Genomic DNA, 9,681 nt, shown 5'->3' with positions numbered 1-9,681 from the left:
ATGACAAAGAAAATTTCGGATATAAAAAAGAACAGTGAGAAGATTCTGAACGAATTTGCACTTGAGAGGCCGAACTGGAAATATGTGAAATCCAGAAGGAGTTTTGTCCGACCCGTTTCGAGTAACGCCTCTGTTGAAATTCATACGGGACTTTCGTCCAAGGTGGATTTTATAAATTTCGAATTCGGAATTGAGGTTGCCCATAGGCTTGGTAAAGCTGTTGGCAAAGCCTTAAGTTTGCCGAAGCCGTATTCGGATTTGATCTTATTCTGGCACCGTCAGAACTGGATACCGGTAAACCTTGCGCATGGCCGCTGCACGGTTCACGATAACGATCCCTTTTTTGATGACCTTCGCGATCAAGGGAAGATAGTCTACGTGCGGATTGAAGAGTTTCCTGAGCGGCTTGAGAAAATTTTCACCCTGGCTGAAGCAGAAATTGATCGGATTTTCGATATTTCTTCAGAGGAGGCGTTGATTCAATCAATTGTAGAGAAACCGATAGGTTTCTTCAGGCCGAATGAAGTGCTCGTAATTCAACTGATGCTGGGGAACTCGAAATACTACAACGATTTGGTTGAGTTTTATAGCCAGCCGATCGAATCTATTCGATCATTGACCAAACACAGCTTCTCACTTAAGGATGCCGATCGAGTTATGGAGATTTTCCGAGAAGGCAATTTTCCAAAGTTTGATTTTGTGTGAGACCGTCCTTTCCTCATTTGATTCCAGTTTCTCCAGATTGCTCGGCCGAGGTATTTCGAAGCCGGCAGAGCCTCGTTTCTTGCCACCGCCCCCGCGGTGACGGTCTTCCACGGCTTCGCGTTCTTGCGGGGCGGGATGACAGCATGAGCATCGCGCTCGGCGATCGCATCATGGCACTTGCGGGTGGCATAGGCGCCGTCCGCGGTGACGCTACTGATCTCCTGTTCGGGCGGGATATGGTCGAGCAATTCCGGCAGCATGGGTGCGTCGCCGATGCCGCTGCTGGTGAACTCGACGGCCCGAACAGGAGATCAGATCGCGGGCATGGGCGAGATTGCGGAACAGCGTCTCGTTCAGAAACTCGTCCCGCATCCTGCCGTTGAAGCTCTCGACGAAGCCGTTCTGCATCTGTTTTCCGGGCGCGATGTAGTGCCACTCGACCCTGTGCTCGGCGCACCAGAGAAGACCGTCTTTTGCATCGCAGCCATGCACCGAGACCGCAATGCGCTGAGGGCCGTTACGCGAGTGCGAGCAGCGAGGCCGGGTTTGCCCCAATACTCACTCGGCTGGCGCAGACGATGTCCGGTCTCTGCCCAGTGCAGGATCAACCCATCGCGCCCACCACGATCCGCCGATCGATCTCATCTAGACAATAAGCAAATCGTCCGGCGACTTGCCCGACGCTATCGCCTCCATAAACCATTTCGGTTTGCGCCCGCGCCCAGTCCAAGTGATGGATGCGTTCTCGGGGTGCCGATATTTCGGAGCGGAGGCGGCGCGCGGCTTGGTCTTCTCCCGAGTCAGTTCGGCGAGCGTGAACCCCATCTTTTGTGCCGTTGCTTCGGCCGCGGCCAAGGCTTCTTTTCGCCGGCGCTCTTCGTATTGCTTGATGGCTTTTGAAACATCTTTTTGCAGCGCCTTTAGATCTTTGAGATCGAGATTGCTGAGATCCACATTCGCCATATCGAAGCTCCATTTCTATGCGATTGGAAGATAGTTTCCGTGACGCTATTCGATGTTTTACCCAGACACAATGAGATCATGCACCTACGATCGAACAGAACAGCCCGTGCTCTGCGCGGATGCATGCGTCCTTATGCTCATTGAATTTCTTGAATGGTTGAAGGTCGCGCTGATGCCGAAAAAATTTCGTCGTCCCGATTTTCACCGGAGGGAGCCGAATGTCATCGCGGTGCAGGTCAATAAGTTTGGCGATATCAACCACAGAAAGATCATGATTCTCGTCTGAGAAAGCCTTGGCTCCCTTCATAGTCTTTCGGCCGTCTACAGCTTCGATGAAGTTTATCGTCTCATCGGTGATCATATTCGGGCGACTGGTAACCGGCGATGCTACCTCTCCAGTCTCAGAAACCATCTGTGCCTCTTGCCATGGCGCGTGCCCGCTACAACCCTGCCACCTCTTGACCGCCACCCGTCAGCCACGGCCTCTGATGCAGTTCGTCCAGACTTTCCCATGTGAGCCGTTCAGGAAGCGCCTTGCATAAGAAACGGCCAGTCAGCGGCCCCGCTCGTTCCTGAACCATCCTTTGGAACACCGCCAACCGGCTTGGATTGGTGAACACATACAGGACCGCTGTGCTGGACTTGAGACCATAGTGCCGACGATGCAGGTCCCTGGCGAACATCTCGGCATACAGATCGACCGATTGGATGAGGCTCTTTCGAGCATGACTGGAACGCAGTGGCTCAGTCGCTCGATCTACCTCCAAGAGAAAGGCGCGAAAGCCATCCGCATACCGCACAGCGAACAATTGGTCCGGAATGATCCACTTGCCGCCAATCGGGATGCCCAGTTCGGCGCCATTTCGCTCCAGAATCTTGTGCGCGGGGATAAACTCCCGCCCCCGCCTTCGCGCGCGGGTGTCCAAGGTGCTGGTGACGGCCGAGATGGCATAGGCGTGCCACCAGTGCCCGGTCGGCCGGATCGTTTTCTCCGCAATTCCCAGACTCTTTAGGTAGTCCTGAGACTGCTTGGTGAGGTCGTATATGTATGATTGGAATTCGGCCCGCTCGGTCGCGCGTTGCTGCCGCGGCAGCCTGAGATAGCCACCAGCCCGGAGCTTCTGCATGTCTCTGAGCGCCGTATCCTTGCAGCGGTGTGTGTCCCGCGTCAGCTCGAACAGGAACTCGGACGATTGCGGCCCATGCCGCTCGATGTGTTTCAGCCACCGGATCTCGCGTTCGGTTGGACGAACGCCAATGCGCGGCTCAATATGGTGAAAGGTGGCCCGTCCCAGGCGGTCTGTCTGCTGTATACCCATAAACGCAAGATATGCCCGCTTAGAGCTCCGGCGAAGGCTTCAGGGGATCGTCCGGGTCGTTTTCTGGCGGTGGCTCCGGCGGCTCTGCATCGTCTGAATCCTCATGGGCGACCTTGGGTGACCAAGGCTCCGCATAGGCTTGGCGGCACTGTTGCCGGATGGCCTCAATGTCTTCTTTTGAAGCTCGTGGCAGGTTCTCCAAAACGAAGAACGGGAAGCTCATTGGCACCGCACGCTCGGTCAGTCCTCGAACGTAGGTCGCGAAGGTGCCCTTTGGCTGCTGCTGAATCAGCTGCGGATCGGCCGACATCTGGCCTGCTAGAACGCGGGCATCGCGAGCGGAGACGCCACCTGCCAGCTTGATCGACGTGTTGGCCTCGAAGGCCTCCTGAAGGCCATTCGAAAGCTGGCCAAGGTATTGGTGCGCCATGACCATCCCGACCTTGTATTTGCGCGCTTGGCTCAGGATGAGACCGATGTTCTGGTCGAAGTAGTCTTGCGCTTCATCGATATAGACCATGACGGGCAAGCGGTCCCAGTCGGGCAGGGTGGCCCGTTCCTGGGCGGCCTGGGCGATGAGCGCGATGAAGAACCGCCCGAAGACCTCGGTGCCTTGTTCCTTCAAGAGGCTCTTGGTGGTGTTGATGAGTATCAGCTTGCCCGCGTTCATCTCGGTGAACATGTCGAACTTTGACTGTGGGTGCGAAAACATCCGCTCGAAGGTCTGGTTTTCGAGGACGCCGTAGAGCCGACGCAAGACCTGGGTCTTGGTATTGGCGAATTCCTTGCTGTCGAACTCGGTCTCGAAAAAGCGCCGGGGCGTCCCGTCGAGTTTCGCGATATGGTCACGGTATTTCTCGGTGCCACCGGGTTCCATTAGGTCGCGCAGCGTGTGAATGGTCGCGCCCGGGATATGGAACATGAGCCGCGTTACGTAACGGAAGACAACGCTCTGCTTGGCGGTCATGCCCGCCGACAGCAGCGAGCCGAGCACGAAGTCGTAGAGTTCGATGATCGAGTTGGTGAGACGCTCGCGTTCGAGCGGAATGTAGCTTTCCAATCGGTCCTGGCCGACCGAGAAGAGGTTCAGGCAGACCGGATAGCCGATGTCCTCGGGATCGATCAGCACGATCCGCTCAGGCGGCAAAACCTTGGCTTTCAGGATCGTATTGATCAAATCGCCCTGGCTGTCGATGATAACGACCGAGCGGTCGCCACAAGCCACGGCTTCGAGATCTTTGGCAATGAAATACTGGAGCGTCTGGGTTTTGCCGTGACCCGACCCAGCCACGATATGCGTGTGTTCGAAGCGCCGTTCCTCGGGAATCGCGAATGGCGTCTTGAGGCGGAACAGTTCCTTCAGAAGCGTGCCGCGCAAATAGGTGTCGACGACATCATCGCCCTTGTAGTCGACGGGATAGACCGGGTTCGAGCGATGCGTGGCGCCCAGATTGGCGTCGAGCGTCTGCCGCAGCCCTTTGAAGAGCATGTAGTCGTTGTCCTGGAAGAACGGCGCGATGACGTTCTGGACTGCCTGCCCGAGCGGATGGGTGAACTGGGTCACCTCGACCAGCACATCGCCCTCGATTGGCGGCACGGCATTGGCAATCGGGGCCAGAGCCGCAGAGATCGTATCGAGCGCCTGCATCACCATCCCGCGGTCGCTTCGGGCCTGGCCGGTCCGCGCCAGCATATCGCGGTAGCGGGCGCCCTCGACGGTGTTGCAGAGCGCCGGGACCGGCGGGATGTCCGACGACAAGCCTTCCTGCGCGAAGAGGGCTTTGCCGATATCAAGAAGCTGGATGCGTAGGGAACCCGGCAGGTCGGGCGGCCAGTGCTGCGCGAGGGCGGTTTCGATGTCTTCGTCCGAAAGGCGCACCGTCCCGGCCAGGGCGTGATTGTACAAAACCATGGTCTCTGCACGCGCGAGGCGCTCGAGGCGCTGTGGGTTATCCTTCCAGACTCGGTAGCCGATATATGCCGGAATCGCGAGGAAGGCGAAGGCGGTGACCGTCATGGCGATGGCGAGGACGAGGGCCAGGCCCAAGACGGCCACGAACAGTCCACCGAAGTCTTCTGCCGCCGATCGCGCCATCAGAATTCGATCACCGTCGGGTCGGCCGTATCGGCATTGTCATCGAGCCAGAGCTTCATCTGCCGGAGCGCATCGAGCAGTTGCTCTTCGTAGATCTTGGACTGGCTCGGCGTGGCGCAGAGAAACCGGTCGTGCCGCTCGTCCATGAGGTGTTCGACCCGGAGTTCGAACTTCTCGTCCCGGGCATCGTTCTTCGCATTCGCCGGTCGGCGATCCATGAGCTTGGTCTTCAGCAGATTGCGTTGCCGGATGATCTGCTTTTCCTCGTGCGTGAAGGCGACGCGCAGATGAACCTCATAATAGGTCGTCTTCAGCACAAAGCCCTTCCGGATCGTATGGTGCGTGACCGAGATGCGCATCGCTCATAGCCTCTCGGCAGAGAAGGGTGGCGCGGGTGGGGAGTCAGCTGCAAATGCAGGTGAAGTCACGGGATGCGGAGTGGCGATTTGGTTCTGCACCGATCCGGTATGTTCGCCCGTGTTTCCCCATACCGGACCCCCATAGAGGTTGGGGGTCAGTATGGGGGTCAGGTTACAACTCATAGCCGGGTCAGACCGCAGAATCCGGCCCGCTGGTTCGGGGCGGCGCCAACTGTGCGTCGCCCTGCTGCGCGCGTGAATCGGTGGCATGGCGATCGGTGACAAGTTTCGGCTCGTCAGGTGTCTTGGGCGGCAGAGCGGTGTCTTGGTCCACATATGCCGCTGCGGTCTCGAAACTCTCGTGAATGCGACCCGCAAAATCGTAGCCGGCTTCATCAACGCGGATCAGCTTGGTGCGGTATTCGATGAGGTCGCCAGGTTTGTGATCAGGAACCACCAACGCGGGTTTCTCATCCGAGGCGCGGACGGGCGCTTTCTCACTCTTGGACGCGTACCCGCCGCCGGATTTGGCGGCCTCGCCATCCGGCACCAGATTTTCGGCCGCCGCTCCTTCGCCGGTGGTATTAAGAGCCGCGTATCCCTGGTCCAAAGCGCCCCCCTGCCGCAGCGCCTGTTTCGAGACTTCGAGCTGGTCACGTGCGATCTTCAGCATCTGCTGGGTGTATTCGGCCATGTCGACCGTCGCACGCCCGTTCTGCACAACCGCCAGGCTTAGAAAGCCTGCAAAACACATTCCAGTTCCTGGCAACAGGCTGACGAGCAGGGCCATCGCAGACGGACTGCGGCCGAAAGAGTTCATTTCGTTGAGAGCGGCGGCCCCGAACAAGGCGACGACGCCCCCCACGATGACCAGACACCAAGAACAGAACCCGAGGAATCCATAAAGCGACCGCGCTGCATCATATGATCTCATGAAAATGTCCTTTAGCTAATATCGAAGAAGCTGAAACCTTTCGTTGCAGCTTGTCAATCACTCGCGGGCGCTATCCCATGCTGGCGGCAATGGCTGTCGTGGGATCATCGAGTACCTTGTGCACAAGGGCCAGGGCCTCGAAAAGGACGGTGTTGCGCGGCTCATTGTCATAGAACCGACGTTCTGGCGGTAGCCAATCCTTGATCTCGGGATATAGTTCGGCGAGCGCCGCAGCCTCTTCGTATTTGTTCCGGTAGGACTGCACCCGCGCGACCGAGATGTCGTAGACGTGGAACTGCGCGGCCGTATCGGCCATGGCCGCGATGATGGCCCGCGTCTTCTCGCCCTTGTGCGAGGTCTTTGTAATCTTCTCGGTCACGACGGCCTCCGGTTCCAGCCGTGTGATCCAGCGTTGTGCGTGCATTGCCGCATCTTCGGGCGACCGCGACGCCGTGCCCGAGATCTGCCAGTCCCGGAGCCGGCCGTGGATCACGTAGACGCAGCCGACCCGTCCCGAGGCCGCGGCAATGCCGAGAAACCTGCTAACCGCCATACTCCTCGGTTCCATCGCCCTCGGCCAGCCGATCCCGCAGCCGTTCGATCGAGGAGGTGCGGTTGAATGTGCCGACGTAGGAGCGGACGTTCTTTGGCAGCGTCTTCGCCCGTTTGCGCAGATCCCGCTTGGCCTCGGCCATGATCATCGCGAAGAGGCTCTCGAAGGACCGGCCGTAGATCAGCGAGAGTTTGACGATCTCGGCCAAGGTCGGCCGCCGCCGTCCTTGTTCCAGGTCGGAAACTGCCGATTGGTGCGACGCCAATAAATGAGCGATATCGCTCTGCACGAACCCCGCTTTGCGCCGCGCCGCGCGGAGATCGAGTGAGAACTCGGTTGCCATATGTCTGGTTGGTTACGCTTGTAAATTCCCCCCAGTTTACGAGCGTGGGTTCCTCCACACTAGGAGGCGCAAAATCCCCAGTTTCGATGAGAACTCACCTTTGGCGATGCACACCCACCCGACCGGCACGAGACGCTTGCTCATCCGGAAAGGTGAAACCTTTCCGGCACCCTCCTGCCGATCGGGTGGTGGTTCACCGGGGACTATCCTTACCCTGTCCTTCCAGGACCAGAATATCAAACCCGCGAGCGGCAATGCTAGAGAGACAGCCAACTGCGGTCTCAATCGGAGGCGGGGTGCCCAATCACCGCTCGCTGGCTCAACCGGACCCGCCTCTCGAAAAAGACCGCCCCAGGCGGGGCGGTATGCTCAATACTCGGACGGCAGCAGGAGCGTCAGCACGCGCTTGGTGAGCGCCTCGTTGGCCGGATTCTCCGATCCCGCCGTCAGCGTCGGATCGTAGTAGTCGATCTTCCAGAAGATCTTCTCGCCTTCGATCTCGACGGAGCCGAAGTCGTGCTCGCCCCATGGGTCGTTCTTATCTGAGAAGCCGTCGAATGCGCGCACGGCGTCGCAGACGCGATTCACGAAATCCTCGCCCTTCTCCTGGACCCCATGCGTAATGACAACGAGGCCATTGCCACGCCCCTCAGTCCGGTAGAGGTCGTTGAGCTCCCGGATGCGCTTGCGAGGCACGCTCTCGACGCGTTTCCAGACGAGCGTCGTCGTCTCCTCGCAGACGTGGCAATGACACTCATCGAACACCGTCTCGAGCTCCCAGAGCCCGGTTTCGGCGTTCCAGCACGCCCAAGCGTCGCGCGCCACGCGCTCCGACCCGCAGTCCTTGCAAACCGGGACCGCGCCGATGTCGCCAATGACATCGTCCTGAAGTATTCCCATGATCACCTCCCATGCAGATGAGCCCGCGGAAGTGCAGGCGCATCTGTCGGAAGGCGATCCAAGTGAGGAACAATCTGTCCTCATGATACAAAGGGCCCCGGATCCGGCTAGGTGACTGACTATCGACAGGGGGGATATTCCGCTGTGCCGTCTCTGGCAGCCTAGGGACGTGGTCGGGCAGGGCGCAGAATGGGGCGATGTTCCCATCGCCCGATCACGTCACCCATCTCGGCATTGCGCATTATCGCTATCGCCCCTATCGCTTCGGCATCCGTCTGTCCGATCGCCTGATGCACATGTACATCATCGGCCAGACTGGTACGGGCAAGTCGACGCTGCTGTTCAATATGGCGCAGCAAGACGCCGGGGCCGGGATCGGCTTCTGTCTCCTCGACCCGCACGGCGATCTCGCCGATCTGCTGTCCGGGGACCTTGGGACGGATCACCTCTACTGGAACGTGGCCGATCCCGAGAGCCCCTACGGGTACAACCCGCTCACCCGTGTCGGGGCCGACTTCCGTCCGCTCGTCGCCTCAGGCTTCATCGAAACGCTCAAGAAGCAGTGGAAGGACGCTTGGGGCGCGCGCATGGAGCACCTGCTGCGCTACGCCGTCTTGGCGCTTCTCGAACAGCCCAATGCCGATATGCGCCAGATCGTGCGTCTCTTCATCGAGAAGGATTTTCGCCGCTCGGTCGTGGCCCGTGTTACCGACCCGCAGGTCTATGCCTTCTGGACCAGGGAATACCCCAAAATGAACTACCAGAACGCCGCTGACGGCGTCGCACCGATCGCCAACAAGCTCGGCGCTTTCTTGGCCAGCCCCACCTTGCGACGATCCCTCTGCGAGCCTCAAGAACCGCTTCGGTTCCGGCAGATCATGGACAAGGGTCAATCGCTGGTCATCAACCTCGCCAAGGGCCGTCTCGGCAGCGACAACGCCAACGTCATGGGCGGGCTCATCGTGAGCAGCGTCCTCAACGCTGCCTTGACGCGGCACAATCTCCCCGAAACCGAGCGGCGCCCGTTCATCTTCTACATCGATGAATTCCACGCCTTTACGACTTCGGTATTCGCCGGGATGCTGGCCGAAGCGCGCAAGTACGGCATTGGGCTCACGCTTGCCCATCAGCACATCGTGCAGACCGACCGGGAGGTGTTCGAGGCCGTACTCGGAAATGCCGGCACATTGATCATCTTCCGCGTCGGCGCACAGGATGCACCGAGGTTTCACCGCCAGCTCGGCTCGGTCGACGTGTCTGACCTGGTATACCTCCCCAACCACCGTGCGTTCGTGCAACTGATGGTGCGGGGAGAGCGGTTGCGGCCGTTCACGATGACGACTGAGCCGTCTCGCTGAAGTTCTTGGGCGAGGCTTGCAGGAAGTGTAGCGGACCTTCAGGGAGTAAGCAGAGGATGACGGTTTCGAGCTCAGTCTGCCCAATGCGGCGAAGGGAACAAATGTTTGCTCAATCACGAATATCCTTTTCTACGCACCGTAAGTCAGAGCCG

General features: G+C 58.9%; 11 protein-coding genes and 2 pseudogenes. 2 read left to right on the top strand and 11 right to left on the bottom strand.

The features are described 5' to 3' along the window. On the top strand, positions 1–705 hold the full coding sequence (locus DDZ14_RS19290) for a hypothetical protein (protein WP_146193065.1): 705 nt from the start codon (positions 1–3) through the stop codon (positions 703–705). Between the two features lie 22 nt (positions 706–727). Here the strand turns inward: DDZ14_RS19290 and DDZ14_RS02780 are convergent. The 11 genes and pseudogenes from DDZ14_RS02780 to DDZ14_RS02735 all read right to left on the bottom strand — a co-directional run. After that, positions 728–1,010 (bottom strand): annotated as a pseudogene (locus DDZ14_RS02780) (transposase); the annotation flags it as partial. A gap of 1 nt (position 1,011) precedes the next feature. Continuing rightward, a pseudogene (locus tag DDZ14_RS20220) lies at positions 1,012–1,152 on the bottom strand (transposase); the annotation flags it as partial. A gap of 198 nt (positions 1,153–1,350) precedes the next feature. Beyond that, complete coding sequence (locus tag DDZ14_RS02770; RefSeq protein WP_109423411.1) at positions 1,351–1,668, bottom strand: H-NS family nucleoid-associated regulatory protein; 318 nt, start codon at positions 1,666–1,668, stop codon at positions 1,351–1,353. Between the two features lie 76 nt (positions 1,669–1,744). After that, complete coding sequence (locus DDZ14_RS19285) at positions 1,745–2,080, bottom strand: hypothetical protein (protein WP_146193064.1); 336 nt, start codon at positions 2,078–2,080, stop codon at positions 1,745–1,747. Positions 2,081–2,108: 28 nt separating this feature from the next. Next, positions 2,109–2,987, bottom strand: a complete 879-nt coding sequence (locus DDZ14_RS02765; protein ID WP_109423410.1) for a replication-relaxation family protein — start codon at positions 2,985–2,987, stop codon at positions 2,109–2,111. Positions 2,988–3,006: 19 nt separating this feature from the next. After that, complete coding sequence (locus tag DDZ14_RS02760) at positions 3,007–5,082, bottom strand: type IV secretory system conjugative DNA transfer family protein (protein ID WP_199221264.1); 2,076 nt, start codon at positions 5,080–5,082, stop codon at positions 3,007–3,009. Then, positions 5,082–5,441: a hypothetical protein gene (locus tag DDZ14_RS02755; protein ID WP_109423409.1), complete on the bottom strand. Its 360-nt coding sequence runs from the start codon at positions 5,439–5,441 to the stop codon at positions 5,082–5,084. The genes DDZ14_RS02760 and DDZ14_RS02755 overlap by 1 nt, the downstream gene beginning before the upstream one ends. 190 nt (positions 5,442–5,631) lie before the next feature. After that, positions 5,632–6,375 carry a hypothetical protein gene (locus tag DDZ14_RS02750; protein WP_146193063.1) on the bottom strand — a complete coding sequence of 248 codons (744 nt, stop codon included), beginning with the start codon at positions 6,373–6,375 and terminating at the stop codon, positions 5,632–5,634. 70 nt (positions 6,376–6,445) lie between these two features. Further along, the gene (locus DDZ14_RS02745) at positions 6,446–6,928 is read right to left on the bottom strand and encodes a hypothetical protein (RefSeq protein WP_109423407.1); all 483 of its coding nucleotides are present in this window, start codon (positions 6,926–6,928) and stop codon (positions 6,446–6,448) included. Next, the gene (locus tag DDZ14_RS20110; protein ID WP_109423406.1) at positions 6,918–7,271 is read right to left on the bottom strand and encodes a helix-turn-helix transcriptional regulator; all 354 of its coding nucleotides are present in this window, start codon (positions 7,269–7,271) and stop codon (positions 6,918–6,920) included. The genes DDZ14_RS02745 and DDZ14_RS20110 overlap by 11 nt, the downstream gene beginning before the upstream one ends. Positions 7,272–7,640: 369 nt before the next feature. Next, on the bottom strand, positions 7,641–8,171 hold the full coding sequence (locus DDZ14_RS02735) for a DUF3768 domain-containing protein (RefSeq protein ID WP_109423405.1): 531 nt from the start codon (positions 8,169–8,171) through the stop codon (positions 7,641–7,643). A 197-nt stretch (positions 8,172–8,368) separates the two neighbouring features. On the opposite strand from DDZ14_RS02735, the gene DDZ14_RS02730 reads away from it, so the two are divergent. Then, on the top strand, positions 8,369–9,529 hold the full coding sequence (locus DDZ14_RS02730; RefSeq protein WP_109423404.1) for a type IV secretory system conjugative DNA transfer family protein: 1,161 nt from the start codon (positions 8,369–8,371) through the stop codon (positions 9,527–9,529). Positions 9,530–9,681: the final 152 nt, after the last annotated feature.

The organism is Maritimibacter sp. 55A14 (assembly GCF_003122205.1).
In the GTDB taxonomy this organism is placed as follows: Bacteria; Pseudomonadota; Alphaproteobacteria; order Rhodobacterales; family Rhodobacteraceae; genus QEYE01.
This window is presented reverse-complemented; position numbering and strand designations above follow the sequence as displayed.